General features: G+C 68.3%; 18 protein-coding genes. 7 read left to right on the top strand and 11 right to left on the bottom strand.

Annotation, left to right across the window (positions count from 1 at the left end; all coding sequences use genetic code 11):
• The first annotated feature begins 25 nt into the window (after window positions 1–25).
• The 3 genes from EV650_RS26465 to EV650_RS26455 all read left to right on the top strand — a co-directional run bounded on the left by EV650_RS26465 (window position 26) and on the right by EV650_RS26455 (window position 2410).
• On the top strand, window positions 26–1273 hold the full coding sequence (locus EV650_RS26465; protein WP_134121694.1) for a CehA/McbA family metallohydrolase: 1248 nt from the start codon (window positions 26–28) through the stop codon (window positions 1271–1273).
• Between the two features lie 247 nt (window positions 1274–1520).
• Window positions 1521–1931: a hypothetical protein gene (locus tag EV650_RS26460; protein ID WP_134121693.1), complete on the top strand. Its 411-nt coding sequence runs from the start codon at window positions 1521–1523 to the stop codon at window positions 1929–1931.
• An 86-nt stretch (window positions 1932–2017) separates the two neighbouring features.
• Window positions 2018–2410 (top strand): hypothetical protein, encoded by a 393-nt coding sequence (locus EV650_RS26455; RefSeq protein ID WP_134121692.1) that lies wholly within the window; start codon window positions 2018–2020, stop codon window positions 2408–2410.
• Window positions 2411–2476: 66 nt separating this feature from the next.
• Here the strand turns inward: EV650_RS26455 and EV650_RS26450 are convergent, their stop codons facing one another.
• The 8 genes from EV650_RS26450 to ssd all read right to left on the bottom strand — a co-directional run bounded on the left by EV650_RS26450 (window position 2477) and on the right by ssd (window position 8896).
• Complete coding sequence (locus tag EV650_RS26450; protein WP_238174464.1) at window positions 2477–3097, bottom strand: response regulator transcription factor; 621 nt, start codon at window positions 3095–3097, stop codon at window positions 2477–2479.
• Window positions 3098–3373: 276 nt separating this feature from the next.
• Window positions 3374–4153 (bottom strand): pilus assembly protein TadG-related protein, encoded by a 780-nt coding sequence (locus EV650_RS40460; RefSeq protein ID WP_166678275.1) that lies wholly within the window; start codon window positions 4151–4153, stop codon window positions 3374–3376.
• The gene (locus EV650_RS26445; protein ID WP_134121690.1) at window positions 4150–4608 is read right to left on the bottom strand and encodes a TadE family type IV pilus minor pilin; all 459 of its coding nucleotides are present in this window, start codon (window positions 4606–4608) and stop codon (window positions 4150–4152) included. The genes EV650_RS40460 and EV650_RS26445 overlap by 4 nt, the downstream gene beginning before the upstream one ends.
• A 61-nt stretch (window positions 4609–4669) precedes the next feature.
• Window positions 4670–4888 carry a DUF4244 domain-containing protein gene (locus EV650_RS26440; protein ID WP_134121689.1) on the bottom strand — a complete coding sequence of 73 codons (219 nt, stop codon included), beginning with the start codon at window positions 4886–4888 and terminating at the stop codon, window positions 4670–4672.
• A gap of 108 nt (window positions 4889–4996) precedes the next feature.
• Complete coding sequence (locus EV650_RS26435; protein WP_238174463.1) at window positions 4997–5713, bottom strand: type II secretion system F family protein; 717 nt, start codon at window positions 5711–5713, stop codon at window positions 4997–4999.
• A 24-nt stretch (window positions 5714–5737) separates the two neighbouring features.
• Window positions 5738–6553 (bottom strand): type II secretion system F family protein, encoded by an 816-nt coding sequence (locus tag EV650_RS26430; RefSeq protein WP_134121688.1) that lies wholly within the window; start codon window positions 6551–6553, stop codon window positions 5738–5740.
• Window positions 6550–7794 (bottom strand): TadA family conjugal transfer-associated ATPase, encoded by a 1245-nt coding sequence (locus EV650_RS26425; RefSeq protein WP_134121687.1) that lies wholly within the window; start codon window positions 7792–7794, stop codon window positions 6550–6552. Before EV650_RS26425 ends, EV650_RS26430 begins: the two co-directional genes overlap by 4 nt.
• 34 nt (window positions 7795–7828) lie before the next feature.
• Window positions 7829–8896, bottom strand: a complete 1068-nt coding sequence (gene ssd, locus EV650_RS26420) for a septum site-determining protein Ssd (RefSeq protein WP_134121686.1) — start codon at window positions 8894–8896, stop codon at window positions 7829–7831.
• Window positions 8897–9101: 205 nt separating this feature from the next.
• Here ssd and EV650_RS26415 point away from each other — a divergent pair, with 205 nt between their 5' ends.
• Window positions 9102–10841, top strand: a complete 1740-nt coding sequence (locus EV650_RS26415) for a glycosyl hydrolase family 18 protein (RefSeq protein WP_134121685.1) — start codon at window positions 9102–9104, stop codon at window positions 10839–10841.
• A 28-nt stretch (window positions 10842–10869) separates the two neighbouring features.
• Complete coding sequence (locus tag EV650_RS26410; protein ID WP_134121684.1) at window positions 10870–12417, top strand: cellulose binding domain-containing protein; 1548 nt, start codon at window positions 10870–10872, stop codon at window positions 12415–12417.
• Between the two features lie 35 nt (window positions 12418–12452).
• Here the strand turns inward: EV650_RS26410 and EV650_RS26405 are convergent, their stop codons facing one another.
• Window positions 12453–13238: an SGNH/GDSL hydrolase family protein gene (locus EV650_RS26405; RefSeq protein WP_238174462.1), complete on the bottom strand. Its 786-nt coding sequence runs from the start codon at window positions 13236–13238 to the stop codon at window positions 12453–12455.
• Between the two features lie 88 nt (window positions 13239–13326).
• Entirely contained in the window at window positions 13327–14214 is an 888-nt protein-coding gene (locus EV650_RS26400; protein WP_134121683.1) for a LysR family transcriptional regulator, read from the bottom strand.
• A gap of 71 nt (window positions 14215–14285) precedes the next feature.
• Between EV650_RS26400 and EV650_RS26395 the strand changes: the two genes are divergently transcribed.
• Together EV650_RS26395 and EV650_RS26390 are read left to right on the top strand one after the other, a co-directional pair.
• Entirely contained in the window at window positions 14286–15494 is a 1209-nt protein-coding gene (locus EV650_RS26395; RefSeq protein ID WP_166678274.1) for an MFS transporter, read from the top strand.
• Entirely contained in the window at window positions 15495–15944 is a 450-nt protein-coding gene (locus tag EV650_RS26390; RefSeq protein ID WP_134121682.1) for an aminoacyl-tRNA deacylase, read from the top strand.
• Here EV650_RS26390 and EV650_RS26385 read toward each other — a convergent pair.
• Complete coding sequence (locus EV650_RS26385; RefSeq protein WP_134121681.1) at window positions 15941–16849, bottom strand: helix-turn-helix transcriptional regulator; 909 nt, start codon at window positions 16847–16849, stop codon at window positions 15941–15943. The two genes, EV650_RS26390 and EV650_RS26385, sit on opposite strands and share 4 nt — an antisense overlap.
• Window positions 16850–16851: the final 2 nt, after the last annotated feature.

Raw genomic sequence — 16851 nt, 5'->3', positions numbered from 1 at the left:
CCCCGGACAGTCGGGAGGTCGGCTGATGGCTGTTACCTCTTACCGCAGGCGTTGGACGTTGGACGACCGGGCCGAGTCGGTCTGGCACTCGCTCCCGGTCGACGTCCCACCCGACTGCCCCGGCCTCCTCGTCACCCTCACCGTCCCGCCGGTCCCAGGCGCAGTCATCGACATCGGCTGCGAAGGCGCGGCCGGCTGGCGCGGCTGGTCCGGCGGCGCCCGCCAGACCTTCGCCATCACCCCCACCGCCGCCACGCCCGGCTACCTGGCCGGCGAACTCGAGCCAGGCACCTGGTGGGTCGTACTCGGCCTCCACCGAGTACCCGTGGAAGGCGTCGAGCTCCTCGTCGAGGCCGTCACTGGCCCGGTCGACAACATCCCCGGCCTCACGGAGTACGCCGACGCCTCGGCAGCCATCGCCGTACCGCCTCGTCCGCCGCGCCGTTCGCTGCCCGCATCCTCCGGACTCAAGTGGATCGCGGGCGACTTCCACGCTCATTCACTCCACTCCGACGGCTCCACCCCGATCGCCAATCTCGCCGCGCTCGGCCTCTCGGCCGGCCTCGACGTACTCGCGGTCACCGAGCACAACACCGTCGCCCACCACGCCGAACTCCCGTCGCTCGGCAACCGCTTCGGCATCGGCCTCGTCCCAGGCCAGGAGGTCACCACCGACACCGGTCACGCCAACGCGTTCGGCGAAATCGGCGTCATCGACTTCCGCCAGCCAGCCGCGACCTGGGTCACCGAGGTCGCCCGCCGCGGTGGTCTGCTCTCGATCAACCACCCTCTCGGCGGCGACTGCTCCTGGCGTCAACCGCTCCCCGAACACCCCCCGCTGGCAGAGATCTGGCACTCCTCCTGGCTGGATCACGCCTGGGGCGGGCCGATCGCCTGGTGGCAGGCCTGGGGTCTGGAAGGCACGACTCCCATCGGCGGCAGCGACTGGCACAACCCGACGTCCATCACGCCACCCGGCACTCCCACCACCTGGGTCGCCGTGGACGCCGCCGCCGAAGGACCCAACGAACTGGTGGCCGCCGTACTAGCCGGCCTGTCCGCCTGCCGGACCGCCCTCTCCTGGTCCTACACCGCTCCCGTCCTGGTCCGCGCCGACGACGAACTCATCGCCCTGGACGCCGCCAACACCCTCGTCATCTCCCCCGACGGCACCCGCCACGCCGTCCGCTCCTCCGCCGAACGCATCCCCGCCACACCCGGCCCCCACCTCCTAGTCACCCACACCGGCCAGTTCCTCTCAACCTGCGCCTAACCCGCGTTCGTGCGGACTGACGAGCAAGCGGTCTCATGTGATCGCGCCGGAGAGTTCCACTCGACCTGCGCCAGACCCGCGCTCGTACAGACTGACAAGCGACCCGGCCCCACATGACCGCGCCGGAGAGTTCCACTCGACGTACGACAGACCGCCTTCGTACAGACTGACGAGCGAGCAGCCTCAGGTGATCGCCGGAGACTTCGTCTCGGCATGCGCCTGACCCGGTGTCATGCAGACTGACCTCATGACGAGCGAGCGGGCTCAGGTGATTGTGGTGGACGCTGCGAACGTTGTCGGGTCCCGTCCCGACGGCTGGTGGCGTGACCGGTCCGGCGCGGCCCGGCGTCTCCTCACGAAGCTCGCCGTACTCCAGCAACGCCTCCAGGACACAACCGACATCGTCGTGATCCTCGAAGGCGCCGCCCGGGCTGCGGTCTCCGGCCCCGACGCTCCGGACACCGGCACCCTCCGCGTCGTACTCGCCCCAGGCTCCGGCGACGACACCATCGCCGCCGTCACGGCCGAGTCCGCAGCCCAACCCCACAGCCCCGAGGTCACCGTGGTCACCGCCGACCGCGGCCTCCGCCAGCGAACGGACCCCACCGGCGCCACCGCAGTCGGCCCCAGCTGGCTCCTAGACCAGCTCGAGTCCTGACGCCGGATTACCTCACCGGTCGCCGGGTCGAGCGACAGGTTCACCTCGCCGAGCACGCGGTCGTCGACAGCAAAGGTTTGGTACACGTGGACTCCATTGCCAAGGCGTTCGGACTCAGCCAGCCGGTCGCGCCTCTGACGCCCGTCCAGCACACCAGCTTCGAAACCTGGCGCCTCCGGACAGCCTCAGCCGACTACCTCGTCAAACGGCTGTGGGGCCTCGAGAACCCGCCATGGTGGACACGCATCGAACAAGGCATGGCACTGGAGTCAGCTGCCCTCTCACATGGCCTGCCAATCGCCCGATCAATCGAACCACTGGACCCGATCTTCGGGTACGCCGCGCGGGTCGACGACTTCGGCACCATCCGCCTGTACGACTGGATCCACCACCGCACGCTCACACCTACCGACGACGTGGCGCCGTGGCTTGGCCGCGTGACTGCGGCATTACACAGGCTCATGCCGCTGACCAGATAAGCAGAGATCTCCAGGCCATCCCGCAGCTGTCACTGATCTCCAGCAACTCGCCACAACCTGCTGTGGTTAGTCGAGGAGCCAGCCGTTTTGTTCGGCTATTTGGATTGCGTCGGAGCGGGTGCGGGCGCCGGTCTTTCCGATCGCCGACCAGAGGCGGGTACGTACGACTCGCTCGGAGACATCCAGCTTCCGCGCCATCAGCGTGACCGAACCGCCGGCTCGGGCTGCTCGCAGGGTGTCGGTTTCGTCTTCGTTGAGTGGTGTCTCCGAGTATCCGAGTGTCTCGGCCGCCAAGTTCGCGTCGACCACGCGCAGCCCGAGGTGCACCCGTCGTACCGCATCCGCCAGCTGCGGCGCCGGACTGCCCTTCAGTGCGAACCCCTTCGCACCGGCGTTGAGCCCCCGGCGCAGATGCATCGGCCGACCGTACGTCGTCAGCATCACGACCCGACACTCCGGCATCGACGTCCGCAGTTCAGTGGTGACAGTGAGGCTGTCGTGCCCGGGGCCGGCCGTGTCGAGCAGCGCGACGTTCGCGCGGTGTCGTTTTGCGGCCGCCACCACGTCGTCGGTTCTGTTGAGCTCGGCAACGATCTCCAGATCGCGCTCACGTTCCAGCCCGTTGCGGAGCAAGCCTCGGCTGAGGATCTGGTCATCGACCAGCAACAGCCGGATGCGGTCGGGCAAACGGGCCTCCGAGATAGCCGTCCGGGCGCCGGGGAAGTGCGTCCGGGAGGAACGAGCAGGGACTCGGTTCGAGATCATGCAGCGCTCTCGCACGCCCCGTCCACATCAACGCGGCATCTCTACCAGATTGCGACCAGATCGCGACCCCACCAGAACCACCCAAACCCACCAAAGCCCGACACCGGCGGTTCGTCTGAGTCAGAGTGCCGCATGACGACGACGCAGAGGGCGTTGCCAGCGGGTGGCCGGGCCAGCTCGGCATTCCGGCCGGAGGGGTCAGAGCGGGCCGGCTCGTGCAGTGGCGGTCAGGGTTGGGTGGGCGAACGGGAGGCGCAGGTCGAGAGCGACCTGGATCGTCACCGAGGTCGGCGTGGGTTGGCAGGCAACCAGGTCGACTTCGTACAGAGCTGCTACGCGCGCCGCGGTAGCGCAAGCAGCCGAGTCGGCAACGCCGCCGCCTCGGGCGGTGGCCACCGGAGCGGTAGCGCCCGGCGCCGTCACGTCCGGAGGTACGGCGCCCGGAGGTACGGCGTCTGGAGGTACGGCGTCTGGAGGTACGGCGTCTGGAGGTACGGCGCCCGGAGGTACGGCGTCTGGAGGTACGGCGCCCGGAGGTACGGCGTCTGGAGGTACGGCGCCCGGGGCGGTGGCGGCCGTGCCGGGCGCGTCCGTGGCGGCGGCGTCCGCAAGCCCGACGTCTGGAGCGGTGACGCCCGAAGCTGCGGTGTCCGGAGTAGTGGCGTCCGGGGCGGTCGCGTCCGAGGCTCTCGCGTCCGGGGCGGTGGCGTCTGTAGTTCCGATGTCTGGAGCGGTGAGGGCCGGGGTGGTGGCGTCGGAGGTGGTCGCTCCTGGGGGCGTCGTACCCGCACTTGTTGTGGCGGGTGGGGTGGTTAGGGATTGGGCGGCGCTGAGGGCTGTTAGGTCTGCTGCGGCGGCGAGTTTGTGACGTGCTGTGGAGATGGTGGACCAGAGGATGGCGGCGGATAGGGCTGTTAGGAGTAGTACGGCGGCGAAGAGGGTGTGGAGGGTGGCGCTGCCTTTTTGGTTGTGGGTCATGGGGTTTCGTCCTGGGTGGGCTCGGACTGGAGGGTGGCTTGTGCGGTGAGGTTGGCCGGGGCTAGGGCGGACAGGAGTGGGGGGTTGTGGGTCGGGGTGGCTGTGACTGTTACGTGGATGTCGGAGCCTTCGCGGGAGATGGTGATGGTGCCGGTGGGGATCGTGCGGTGACCGATGGCTTTGGCTTGGTCGGGGGTTTCGCCTCGGGCTACTGCGCGGGCTACGTCTCGGGCGGCGTCGATGCATTGGATGTTGAGGATGACCAGGCCGATCGACCAGATGCCTAGTAGGAGCAGGGAAAACAGGACTGGAAGGGTGATCGCCAGCTCGGCGGTCACAGCGCCGCGGTCCGGCCGTTTGTCTCGCGCAGCGGAGGTGGCGACGTCTGAGGCAGCGGACTGCGGGGCGGGTGCGCCGGAGGCGGTGGGCGGGCCGGGTTGGTTCGTCGAGGGCATTGATACTCCTTGGGCGGCCGGTCGAGGGGAGGGGTGGGTCGACCGGCCGCCGGATGGGGGGTTAGAGCTGGACGCCTTCTACGCCGGCTAGTTTGAGGGCGTAGTTGATGAGGGCCTTGAGGGCGTTTTGCATTACGTCGGACTTGAGGAGGGCTACGAGGATGCCGCCGAAGCCGCAGGCCGCTACGACGCTGATGGCGTACTCGGCGGTGGCGGCTCCCAGCTGGGTGCGGGTGCGAGTGCGGAGTTGGTTGCGGACGGCTACTAGTGCCTTGGACATTGGTACCTCCGGGGGTCGCGATGCGGCGGGTCCGGATCGCTTACTGACAACATGCCGTCGTCGGATGCCCTTTTTTACAAGGAGTTTCGGGGCTGTGGATGACGGCGATCAGGGCTTGATCAGGTACGGGATCAGGACGTCGGCGATGGTCGGGACGATCGAGAGCAGGATGAACGCCGGCAGGAAGCAGAGGCCGAGCGGCAACGCCGAGCGGGACTCCGCGGCGCGGGCCCGTTGGTCTGCCGCGTGGTGATACGACTGGCGAGTGTCGTCGGCGAGAAGCTCGAGAGTCTTCGACAGTGGTGCGCCCGAACGGATCGAGCGGTCGATGGCGCGGGCAACAGGGGCGCAGGCCGGTTCGGAACGCAGTAGCGCCCAGGCGTCGGCCGGCTCTGCGCCGAGCGCGAGGTGGTGGGCGACCTTGGTGAGGAGACTGCTGAGCGGCCCGCGGACGGCGGTCGCGACGAGAGTGAGGGCTTGTTGGGGTGGACGGCCGGCGCGGAGGCAGGCGCTCAGGAGATCGACCGCCAGCGGGAGATCGCGGGTGATGTGGGCTGTGCGTTGTCTTACTGCGGCGGGTTCGAGCCGCGAGAGGGCACGCGGGATCAGGACGAAGGCGACGGCAGCCGGTAGGACGCCCCACGGGATTCCGATCAGGAGTAGGACGCCGATGGCGGCGACGACCGCGGTCAGACGATGCGCCCGTGGTACTTCGGCACGCGGGCGACGCGATGGTGGGGACAGCCTGCGGAGATTGGGATGTGGCGGGGTCAGCAGGTAGGTGGTGATCGCCATGGCCGTTGCTGCGGAGAGCGTGGAGGACATGAGAAACCTCGGGAGGCTTGGTAGTCATCGGGCGACCTCGGACAGTCGGGCGGTCCAGTGGAGGCCGAGGGTGGTGAGCGACAGCCCAGCGGTGAGGCAGAGCCAGCCGGTGGGGGTCGCGGTCAGGAAGGTCAAGGGATCGGCGCCCAGGGAGTAGCCGAGGGCGATGCCGAAGATCGGGAGGGCGGCGAGGATGCGGGCGGTGGAGCGTGCGCCGGCGAGGCTGGCCTCGGTTTGCCGGTGGATGGTCTCGTCGGCTCGTAGCGAGCTCGAAAGACGTTCGGTCAGAGCGGCGAAGGCGGCGCCGGACTCCTCGGTCACGCGCCAGGCCGCGGCCAACGCGCGGAGGCCTGCGCCGCCCGGTGATTCGGCTGCCAGTTCGAGTGCGCCGGCGACGTCGCCGCCGAGCTTGGCTGCTGCGTGAGCGACCTGGAAGTCCGGGCTGATGGATGCTGCGCCCTCCAACGCGGCGATAGGCGGACGGCCCGCGGTCAGGTCGGCGGCCAGTACGTCGAGGGCCTCGATGATCTGAGCACGGCGAGCTGCGGCCGCTGTACGGCGTTGCTGTTGGGCTCGTTGTACGGCGGCGAGCGCGAGGACGACGCCGATCGCGGCGGCCGAGACCAGGACTTGTACCCCGAGGAGGAGAAGGACGGTCGCGGCGGCCGAAACGACCAGCGAGAGCCGAGCCAGAGAAGGCAGCCGCGGCAGTGATCGCCCATCAGGTTTGTCGCGGCGTGGGATCGGAGCGGTCAATCGGTGCAGCCCGCGACCTGGCTTCGGAAGGATCAGCGCGCAGGCGAGGAACGCCATCAGGCCGGCCAGGAAGGCGGAACTCATGCCGCACCGACGAGGCCTGGCTGGGGATTGGTGAAGCGGTCGGATGCGGGTAGTCGGGCGATGGTGCCGTTGGGGTGGAACTCGATGGCTGGTTGAGTGATGACGTGACCGTCGGGGTGGCGATCAATCGTGCGGATCTCGGCGATCCGGCGTACGCCGTCTGAACCTCGGGTCAGGTGGATGATGGCGTGCAGGGCGGAGGCCACCTGGCTGTGGACGGCCTCTCGGGTGAGACCTGCCAGTGCGCCGAGGGCCTCGAGTCGGGCCGGTACGTCGGCGGCGGAGTTGGCGTGGATGGTGCCGCAGCCGCCTTCGTGGCCGGTGTTGAGGGCAGTCAGGAGATCGACGACTTCGGCGCCACGGACCTCGCCGACGACCAGGCGATCGGGCCGCATGCGCAGTGCCTGGCGGACGAGATCGCGTAGGGAGATCTCGCCGCTGCCTTCGACGTTGGGCGGTCTTGCCTCGAGTCTCACGACATGCGGATGGTCGGGGCGGAGCTCGCTCGCGTCCTCGACCAGGACGAGGCGCTCCGATGGATCGGCCACGGTGAGCAGCGAGTTGAGCAGGGTTGTCTTGCCTGTGCCGGTACCTCCGCTGATGAGGAACGCGAGGCGTGATTCGAGCAGGTCGCGGAGGATCGGCGTACCTGCTGGTGGGAGGGCGCCTGCGGCGACCAGGTCGTCGAGGGTGAAGACGTGGCGGGACGGTACGCGGAGGGACAGGCAGGTGCCTGGTGCCGCGATCGGGGCGAGTACGGCGTGGAATCGGGTGCCGTCGGAGAGGCGGACGTCGACGTACGGCGTGGAGTCGTCGAGGCGACGGCCTGCTGCGGCGGCGAGACGGGTGGCGAGGCGGCGGATGGCGGGTTCGTCGCCGGTGCGGACGAAGACGCGTTCGAGACCGCGACCGCGGTCGATGTAGACCTCGTCGGGGCCGTTGACCAGGATGTCGGTGATGCCTGGCTCGGCGAGCAAGGTGTCGAGCGGGCCTGCGCCGAGGGCTTCGCGGCGGAGGGCGGTGACGACGGCCAGCACCATGGCGTCGCCGAAGACAGTGCCGTCGGCGCGGAGGGCGGCCGCGACGTGGGCGGGGGTTGGTTTGGCGCCAGTGAGCGCGAGCGTGCCGCGGACGCGTTGCAGGACTTCGGCGGACACCGGCGCGCTGTCGCGCGCGGCTGCGGCTGCCGCTGCGGCGGCGGGTGCGGCGGCCCTTGCGGGTGCGGGTGGGCGAGCGTTCATGCGGTTTCCGATCCGGGGGCTTAAGTGCGAAGGGTCATGGGGCGGAGGTGAAGAGGTTGAGGATGTCGGTGGCGGCTCGGGCCAGGCGGCCGCGGGGGCGTGGGTCGAAGCGGCCTTGGTCCATCGCCGCGGGGAGATCGCGTTCGGTTCCGAATTTTGTTGCTAAGGGCAAGGACAGGTGTGCGGCGACGTCATCCGCGGACAGTCCGTGCGGGCGGGACTCGCGGGCGACCACCCGGAGATCGCCGGCGACCGCACGCAATGGACCCACGAGGCGTTTGGCCGCAGCGACCGAGCGGACGTCGCACGGCACGACGAGGAGGGTCGCGGCGGCCCGGACGAATCCCTCCTCGACTGCCGGGTCCGCCCGTCGGGGAAGGTCGACCACGACGAGGTCGCTGCTGCGTTGGGCCGCGCTGAGCACCGAGCCCATCGTTTCGGGTGGCAGGACGGTCACGTCGGACTGATCCCAGGACAGGACCCCGAGTCCGTCGACGGATGGCAGGGCGGAACGCAGAGCCGCGGCACTCACCCGGCCGGACGCGTTGAGAAGCTTGGGCCAACGGTCACCGGGATCGCGTTCGATACCGAGCGCCAATTCGATGCCGCCGCCCAACGGATCGCCATCGATCAGCATCGTGCGGAAGCCACGCCGATTGCCGAAGACCGCCACAGCGGACGCGAGTGTGGTGGCGCCCGCTCCCCCGCAGCCGCCGACGAAGGCGAGCGTGAAGGCAGTCCGGACGGCGCCGTCCACCGCATCCGCCAGCTTCCCGGCCAGCGCGGATTCGTCCGTGGGTAAGCGAAACACCTCGTCCGCGCCGACGTCGAAGGCAGAGCGGTAGAGGTCGTCGCCGTCGAGAGCTGAGCCGACCACGACGACCCCTGGTCGGTGGGCAGGCTGAACGCGGGCCAGAGGCTCGGCCAGGTCGCGGCCGATCACGACCAGTGAGCAGGAGTGCCAGCTGCGCCGGAGGCCGAGGAGGTCCGGCTCGATCAGCGGTGTGATCGACGCGGCCGCGGACAGCCGCAGCAGATCGTCGAGCAAGGCTTCGTCAGTAGTTGCCATGAGCACCGAAGTGCTGGGTGAGTTCGTGTCCATGCTTAGAACATGCCGTTGTCGGACCTGCTGCGGACAGACGAGAGGATCCCCTGTGGACAAAGCGTTGTCGGCTTTCCGTCAGCAGCGGGAACCCGCCACGACGAGCCCGCGACCAACCCGCCGTGAAAGGTTACGGTTCCTTTCGAAGCGTCTTTAACTAAATTTCACCGGACCGCTTCCGTCCCATCGCTCCGGAGGATCTCTGATGAGTCGATTGCGCATGCTCGCCGCCACGGCCGCCGTCGCGGCCACTGCCCTGATCACCGCCGCCGGCGTCTCTCTCGCGACCCCGGACGCCACCGCGGCCAACGCAGCCACCACGGCTCCACAGGCCACCAGCGGTGGCGTCAAGACGGCGTACTTCGCCCAGTGGGGTATCTACGCCAACGGCTTCTACCCCAAGAACATGGTCACCACCGGTGTCGCCGGGAAGCTGGACTTCCTGAACTACGCGTTCGCGAACATCGACCCGACCAACCACACCTGCTTCATGGCCAACAAGGCCGCGTCGCAGGACGAGAGCAACCCGAACGCCGGAGACGGCGCCGGTGACGCGTTCGCCGACTACGGCAAGTCGTACGGCGCGGACATCAGCGTCGACGGCGTCGGTGACGTCTGGAACCAGCCGATCCAGGGGAACTTCAACCAGCTCAAGAAGCTCAAGGCGAAGGCGCCGAACCTGAAGATCCTGATCTCGATCGGCGGCTGGACCTACTCGAAGTACTTCTCCGACGCCGCATCCACCGACGCCAAGCGCAAGGCCTTCGTCAGCTCCTGCGTGAACATGTTCCTCAAGGGCGACCTGCCGGTCATCGACGGCTTCGGCGGCGCCGGTTCGGCAGCCGGGATCTTCGACGGTGTCGACATCGACTGGGAGTACCCAGGCTCGCCGAACGGTCACACCGGCAACCACTACAGCGCCGCCGACAAGCAGAACTTCACGCTGCTGCTGGCCGAGTTCCGTGCCCAGCTCGACGCGTACGGCAGCCAGACCGGCAAGCGGTACTACCTGACCGCCGCCACCCCGGCCGGACAGGACAAGATCGCCACCATCGAGACCAACAAGGTCGGTCAGTACCTCGACTACAACAACGTGATGACGTACGACATGCACGGCGGCTGGGAGGCCACCGGACCGACCAACTTCCAGGACCCGCTCTACACCGCACCGAACGACCCGAGCAGCCCCATCCCACCGGGTCAGGGCAAGTACTCGATCGACGCCGCGGTGAAGGCATGGACCACAGGTGACTCGGCGTACGGCATCCCCGGTGGATTCCCGGCGAACAAGCTGAGCATCGGATACCCCTTCTACTACAGGGGATGGAAGGGTGTGCCAGCCACCGACAACGGCAAGTACCAGACGGCGACCGGACCGGCCGACGGGCACGCGATGAGTGGCAATGTGCCAGGTGTCTCGTTCTACAAGGAACTGACCGGCTTCGTCGACAACCCGTCCATGTCGTACTTCGACGACGCAACGAAGTCCTCGTGGTTCTACAGCAATGGCACGTTCTGGTCCGGCGACAACGCGCAGTCGATCAAGGCCAAGGCCGACTACCAGCACTGCAACGGTCTGGCCGGCGCGATGATGTATTCGCTCGAGGCACTCGACCCCGCAGTCACCCTCTTCAACAACGTGGTCGACGCGGTCAACTCCGGCACCGCAGGATGCAGCGGCCCACCCACGACGCCGCCCACCACCCCGCCTACTACGCCGCCGACCACTCCGCCCACGACTCCCCCGACCACGCCCCCGACGACCCCGCCAACCACACCGCCGACGACACCGCCAGGCACGGCCACCCCGTGGGCGGCGAACACGACGTACGCGACCGGTGCGCTCGTGACCTACAACGGCGTCACCTACAAGTGCATCCAGGGACACACCTCCTTGGTCGGCTGGGAGCCACCGAACGTCCCCGCACTCTGGGGCCAGGTCTGATCACGTACCGCCCACTGATCGGAGCATCATGAAACGCATCACTGTGGCCGTAGCGGCCATCATCGCGGTGTTCATCGCCCTGCTGACCGCACAGGCAGCCAACGCGGCAGGAGTCTCTGCCACCTTCACCAAAGTGTCCGACTGGGGTTCCGGCTTCGAGGGCAAGGTGACCGTCACCAACGGCACCACCAGCTCCCTCAGCACCTGGTCGGTCGCGCTGGACTTCCCGTCCGGATACACAGTCACCAGCGCCTGGGACGCGACCAACACCAGCAGTGGACAGACGCACACGTTCACCCCGCCGAGCTGGGCCGGACCACTCGCACCCGGCGCGACCGTCAGCTTCGGCTTCAACGGCAGCCCGGGTAACTTCGCCGGCCTCGCCGCCTGCCGCTTGAACGGCGGCTCCTGCTCAGGTGGCGGCGGAGGCGGCACCGTCCCCGGCGCACCCACAGGCCTCGCCGGTACGTCGACCGCGTCGTCAGTGAGCCTCTCCTGGTCGGCGCCGTCCGGAGCAACCAGCTACAACGTCTATCGGAACGGCTCGAAGGTCGGTAGCCCGACCGGGACGTCGTACACCGATTCCGGACTGAGCGCGAACACGTCGTACAGCTACCAGGTCAGTGCGTCGAACAGCGCCGGCGAAGGAGCGAAGAGCGGCAGCATCTCCGTCAAGACCGGCACCGGTGGCGGCGGGAACACTGGGACCAAGCAGGCCGCGCCGTACCTGTTCATGGGCTGGGGCGACCCGCCGGCACCGGCGACCGTCATGAACGCCACCGGGATCAAGTGGTTCACCATGGCGTTCGTCCTCTCGTCCGGTGGCTGCAACCCGGCCTGGGACGGCAGCCGTCCGCTGCAGGGCAGCACTGACGCCAACGCCATCGCCGCGATCCGTGCGGCCGGCGGCGACGTCGTACCGTCGTTCGGCGGCTGGCAGGGCAACAAGCTGGGCCCGAACTGCAGCACTCCCGCGGCGCTGGCCGGCGCGTACCAGCAGGTGATCAGCGCCTACGGCCTGAAGGCGATCGACATCGACATCGAGAACACCGACGAGTTCGAGAACGAGGCCGTGCAGGACCGCATCCTGAACGCGCTGAAGATCGTCAAGCAGAACAACCCCGGTATCCAGACCATCGTCACGTTCGGTACGTCGACGACCGGTCCGACGTACTACGGGAACCGGCTGATCGACCAGTCCAAGGCACTCGGCGCGAATATCGACATCTTCACGCTGATGCCGTTCGACTTCGGCAGCTCGAACATCTACAACGACACGGTCGGTGCGGAGCAGGGCCTGAACAGCAAGCTGATGTCCACCTTCGGCTGGTCCAGCGCCGAGGCCTACGCCCACCAGGGCATCTCCGGCATGAACGGTCTGTCCGATCAGCAGGAGATGACCACCACCGCGACCTGGCAGAGCATCACCAACTGGGCCAAGAGCAACGGGCTCGGCCGGCTGTCGTTCTGGGGCGTGAACCGCGACCGCGGTTGCGCCGGCGGCGGCGTGGTGTCCAACTGCAGCGGTATCGCCCAGGGCGACTGGGACTTCACCCGCATCACCGCAGGGTTCTAGAACAAGTTCCGGCTGGGTGCGGCTGTCGGCCGCACTCAGCCGGCCTTGATCGCGTCGACGATCAGGCTGTTGCGGGCGTTCTGCCCGAGCGGCTTCGACGGATGCAGGCCGTCGCGGAGGTAGCGGGCCAGCCGATTCGGGCTGGAGGCCAGGTGCTCGGCCCAGTGCACGATCCGAAGGTTGTCGTAGCGGCGCTGGGCCTCGGCGAGCTGCAGGTTGATCCAGGCGCTGTTGCGCTGGTCCGACACCTTGATGTCCGCACCGAACGCGGTGCGGGCCGCCTGGACGTTGACCCAGTAGACCGTCCGCTCCTCGCCGACGATCTGCATGGTTCGGTCGACCTGGGCCGCGACTGCCGGCGGCGTGAAGATGTCGTTGGAGCCGACCGACATCAGGATCCGGTGCGGCAGGCCGTAGTCCTGCGCCCAGGTGTCCAGCGCGTCGACCGCGGGAGTCACCGGCCGGCCGGCCCAGTTGTGCACGGCGACCATGATCCCGAGCTTCGACAGCTGCCGGGCCAACGCCGGTCCGTCCTGGACGCCGATGCTGTCGCCGAACATGAAGACGCCGTCGTTCTCGCGGGTCCGGCGGATCTGCGCCTCGTTCGAGATCGCGCGGGCCTGGCGATCCCAGGCGCCGAGCACTCCGGAGCCGTAGTTGCCCAGCGTCAGCAGTCCGCCGGCAGCATCGGCCGGGCTCTGCGGGGAGACCGGAACCGCCTCGGCAGCGGCCGCCGAAGCAACCGTCGACGCAGCTGCCGCCGTCCCGGCTGCGAACAGCAGCCGGCGACTCGGCCGGAACGATCCCAGACGCTTCCCCACGCAGGAAAGAGTGCGGTGGAAAGGCCTCTCTCTGCAAGTCGACACCTGGAAAATTGGACGAACGCTACGAAAGTCGTTGTCTCGGCAGTCAGCTGGACGTCGCCGGCAGGGACCGGACAAACGTCCGGAATCGCTCGGCCGCAGGCGTCAACGGCGCACTCAGCCGCCAGGACATCCCGATCTCCCGCCGGGCCTGAACACCCGCGAGCGGGACCGACACGGCACCGCTGTCGTTCCCACGAACCGCCCCGGCCGGCAGGATCGCCACACCGAGGCCCGCACCGACCAGGCTGTCGATCGTCGCCAGGTCGGTCGCCTCGAACGCCAACCGTGGAATGAAGCCGGCAGTCCGGAACAGTTCGTCGGTCACTCGGCGGAACCCGAAGCCGGGCTGCAGCCCTATGAACGGCTCGTCCCGAGCTGCCTCAAGCTCAACCCGCTGCCGGGACGCAAGGGCATGCCCGGGCGGCACGTGCAGATACAACCGCTGCCGCTCGAGCAGATGCCAACCGAAGCGGGCAGGGTCCGGCCGGGGCGCGACGATCGCGATCTCGGCCTCTCCGGTCTCGAGGTCCTGGACGATGTCGTGCGCCGGCTCCTGCCGCAGCGCGAACCCGACGTTCGGCGCCTCCGCGCGGAAAGCCTTCAGCAGATCGGGCATCAGGCTGGTGGCGACCGAGTGCAGGAACGCGAGCCGCACGGTGCCGGAGTCCGGGTCGACGAGCGCGTCGATCCGGCGCTTCGCGGTGTCGACCGCCGCCGTCCCGGCCCGCGCGGCCTCCAGAACCAGGCGGCCGTACGGATTCAGCCGCACGCCGCGTCGCTCACGCTCGAACAACGGCACCCCGAAAGCCCGCTCCACCCGCTGCAGCGACCGGGACAGATTCGGCTGGCTGGTGCCCAGCGCCGTGGCCGCCTCGGTCAGGTGCTCGGTCTCCGCGAGTACGGCGAACCACCGCAGATCGTCGACATGCATACTGAAAGCGTATCGATTTCTGCTGAGATCGACATTTTACGTATCGCACAAGGCGTGCGACCGTCGAAGACATGCACCAGTCCGTCGCTCTCCAGACCGGGTACCTGCCCGGGGACCCGGAGTACCGCAAGCTCTCCATCGCACTGTTCGCGGCGGGGCTGGCGACGTTCGCTCTGCTCTACAGCACGCAGCCGCTGCTGCCTGAGCTCGTCGACGCGTTCCACGTCTCTCCTAGTCAGAGCGCGTTCAGCGTGTCCTTCGCCACATTCGGTCTCGGTCTGGCGCTGCTGGTCGCCGGTCCGGCATCGGAGGTCCTCGGCCGGACCAATCTGATGCGCTGGTCGGTCGCCGCGACCTCCCTCTTCGCATTGCTCAGCGCGTTCGCCCCGACGTGGCACACGCTGCTCGCACTCCGCGGCCTGCAGGGAATCGCGATGGCTGGACTGCCAGCGGTCGCGATGGCCTATCTGCGCGAAGAGGTGCACCCGGACAGCCACGCGCGGGCCAGCGGGCTCTACATCGCGGGTACGGCGGTTGGCGGCATGGCGGGACGTCTGATCGCCGGTGGGTTGTCGGACCTCGGCGGTTGGCGATTCGCGACCGGCGGGATCGCCGCGGTCGGCGTGCTGTGCGCAGCGGTGGTCTGGCTCCTCCTGCCCGCGTCCAGAAACTTCCGGCCAAGCCCGGCCCGCCCGTCGGCCCGGGTACTACGCGACCCGGCATTACTCGCGCTCTACGGCATCGCAGCGACGGCTGTGGGCGCGTTCGTCGCCGTGTACAACGGAGCGGTCTTCCGGCTGTCCGGTGCGCCGTACCACCTGAGCGCAGGCGCCGCCGGACTGGTCTTCTGCGTCTATCTGCTCGGCTCGGCGGGTTCTGCGACGGCAGGTTCGCTGGCAGACCGCTTCGGACGGCGTGCCGTCGTACCGATCGGCTGTCTGATCACACTGGCCGGTGTGGCGATCACGCTGGCCGCTCCGCTGCCATTCATCGTGCTGGGGTTGGCGGTGATGACGGCCGGCTTCTTCGCGGTGCACGGAGTGGCCAGCGGCTGGGTCCCCGCCCGGGCGCACGCGAGCGGAGTCGGCACCGCTCAGGCGTCCAGCATGTACCTGTTCTCCTTCTACCTCGGCTCCTCCGTCTTCGGAGGCCTCGCAGGTACGGCGTGGAGCCGCGGCGGGTGGACTGGTGTCGCAGTGGAGGCCGGAGCACTGTTCCTGGTCACCCTCATCCTGGCGGTCTTGCTCAAGAACGTTCCGAGCCGGGTGCAAACTAACTAGGTGACCAAGGCGACCGACGCAGCTGATCAGTTGGGCCTCACCTACGAGGTGACCAAGCACGGCCGGGTGAACTCGCTGGAAGAGGCTGCCGCGGCACGAGGTATCGAGCCGGCCAAGCTGATCAAGACGATCGTGGTCCGGCTGTCGGACGACGACTATCGGTTCGTGCTGGTACCTGGCGACCGCGAGATCGCGTGGCCCAAGCTGCGGGCGCTGCTCGGCGTGAACCGGATCTCGATGCCGGACAAGGACACGGCGTACGACGTCACCGGATACGTACGCGGGACGATCACGCCGCTCGGGAGCACGCACGCCTGGCCGGTGATCGCGGACGAGCGGATCACCGGCACTATCTCCATCGGCGGTGGGGATCACGGGGTCGGCATCACAGTCGATGCCCAGGCACTCTCCAAGGCCCTGAACGCAACGGTGGCTGACGTCACCGACTAAACGAGCAGACCGCGTTGGCCGGCGCGGAGACCCGCCTGGAAGCGGGTGGTGGCGTCGAGGGCTTTCAGAATGCGTTGCATGCGGCGTTCTACGGTTCGCTGAGCCACTCCCAGACGACGGGCGATGGCTTGGTCGGTGAGGCCTGCGGCGGCCAGTGAGAGCAGCTGCTGGTCGTCGAAGCTCAACGGCCCGTCGGAGCCAGATGGAGTCAGTGGACTCGCCTGCTGCCACAAGAGATCAAACAGGCGGACCAGGGCATCCAGGAGACTCGACGACCCCAGCTCTACGACAACATCGGGTGCGGTTGGAAGCAACGCAGTACGCCGGTCGACGACGACCAGCTTGAGCGGTACGTCGCGAAGCATCCGGCAGCAGCCCGCCGATCGGGCCGCGACGAGGTCACCTGGCTCCGACAACGACGCCATGTCGTAGATCGTTCGATAGGTCACCCCTTGCACCCGACGAGGCTCCACGGCGTACGGCAACCGATCCAGCACGAGTACTTCGCCCTGCGCGCACTGCTGAGCCTGATAGAACCGCTGCGCGATCGCCTCGGCTCCCCGGACCACCGTGAACGCATCCGGCTGCCGGAACTCGGCCGTGAGCACAGCAGCTCCGAGCCGAGCCTCGACAATCGCCGCCTGTCTCCGAAGCGCAAGCAGCTCGACCGCAGCCTCTGGTACTGCGGGTACGTAGCGGGCCGGACGTCCTGGGGTTCGGGACGCCAGACCGAGGGACAGTAGGGACCTAAGGTGTCGGCCGACCCGGTTGGCGGGCCAGTCGACGAACGCGGCCAGGTGAGTCGCCGTGGACTCTGGGCGGGCCAGAAGCGCCCGGTAGAGCTGCTCGTCCTCCGAGCAGACACCGAGCGCCTCCAGCACCGGAGCCGGTCGATAGCTGTGCATGA

It is taken from the genome of Kribbella kalugense (assembly GCF_004365875.1).
GTDB lineage: Bacteria > Actinomycetota > Actinomycetes > Propionibacteriales > Kribbellaceae > Kribbella > Kribbella kalugense.
Note: the sequence above shows the minus strand (reverse complement) of the source record. Positions and strands in the feature narration are given on the sequence as shown.

What these genes read in the sequence shown, in the direction of transcription:
- EV650_RS26430 (WP_134121688.1), bottom strand. Translation starts at nt 6,553, where the DNA reads ATGAGTTCCGCCTTCCTGGCCGGCCTGATGGCGTTCCTCGCCTGCGCG.
- EV650_RS26460 (WP_134121693.1), top strand. Translation starts at nt 1,521, where the DNA reads ATGACGAGCGAGCGGGCTCAGGTGATTGTGGTGGACGCTGCGAACGTT.
- EV650_RS26445 (WP_134121690.1), bottom strand. Translation starts at nt 4,608, where the DNA reads ATGCCCTCGACGAACCAACCCGGCCCGCCCACCGCCTCCGGCGCACCC.
- EV650_RS26440 (WP_134121689.1), bottom strand. Translation starts at nt 4,888, where the DNA reads ATGTCCAAGGCACTAGTAGCCGTCCGCAACCAACTCCGCACTCGCACC.
- EV650_RS26385 (WP_134121681.1), bottom strand. Translation starts at nt 16,849, where the DNA reads ATGCACAGCTATCGACCGGCTCCGGTGCTGGAGGCGCTCGGTGTCTGC.
- EV650_RS26465 (WP_134121694.1), top strand. Translation starts at nt 26, where the DNA reads ATGGCTGTTACCTCTTACCGCAGGCGTTGGACGTTGGACGACCGGGCC.
- EV650_RS40460 (WP_166678275.1), bottom strand. Translation starts at nt 4,153, where the DNA reads ATGACCCACAACCAAAAAGGCAGCGCCACCCTCCACACCCTCTTCGCC.
- EV650_RS26425 (WP_134121687.1), bottom strand. Translation starts at nt 7,794, where the DNA reads ATGAACGCTCGCCCACCCGCACCCGCAAGGGCCGCCGCACCCGCCGCC.
- EV650_RS26395 (WP_166678274.1), top strand. Translation starts at nt 14,286, where the DNA reads ATGCACCAGTCCGTCGCTCTCCAGACCGGGTACCTGCCCGGGGACCCG.
- EV650_RS26435 (WP_238174463.1), bottom strand. Translation starts at nt 5,713, where the DNA reads ATGTCCTCCACGCTCTCCGCAGCAACGGCCATGGCGATCACCACCTAC.
- ssd (WP_134121686.1), bottom strand. Translation starts at nt 8,896, where the DNA reads ATGGACACGAACTCACCCAGCACTTCGGTGCTCATGGCAACTACTGAC.
- EV650_RS26410 (WP_134121684.1), top strand. Translation starts at nt 10,870, where the DNA reads ATGAAACGCATCACTGTGGCCGTAGCGGCCATCATCGCGGTGTTCATC.
- EV650_RS26415 (WP_134121685.1), top strand. Translation starts at nt 9,102, where the DNA reads ATGAGTCGATTGCGCATGCTCGCCGCCACGGCCGCCGTCGCGGCCACT.
- EV650_RS26400 (WP_134121683.1), bottom strand. Translation starts at nt 14,214, where the DNA reads ATGCATGTCGACGATCTGCGGTGGTTCGCCGTACTCGCGGAGACCGAG.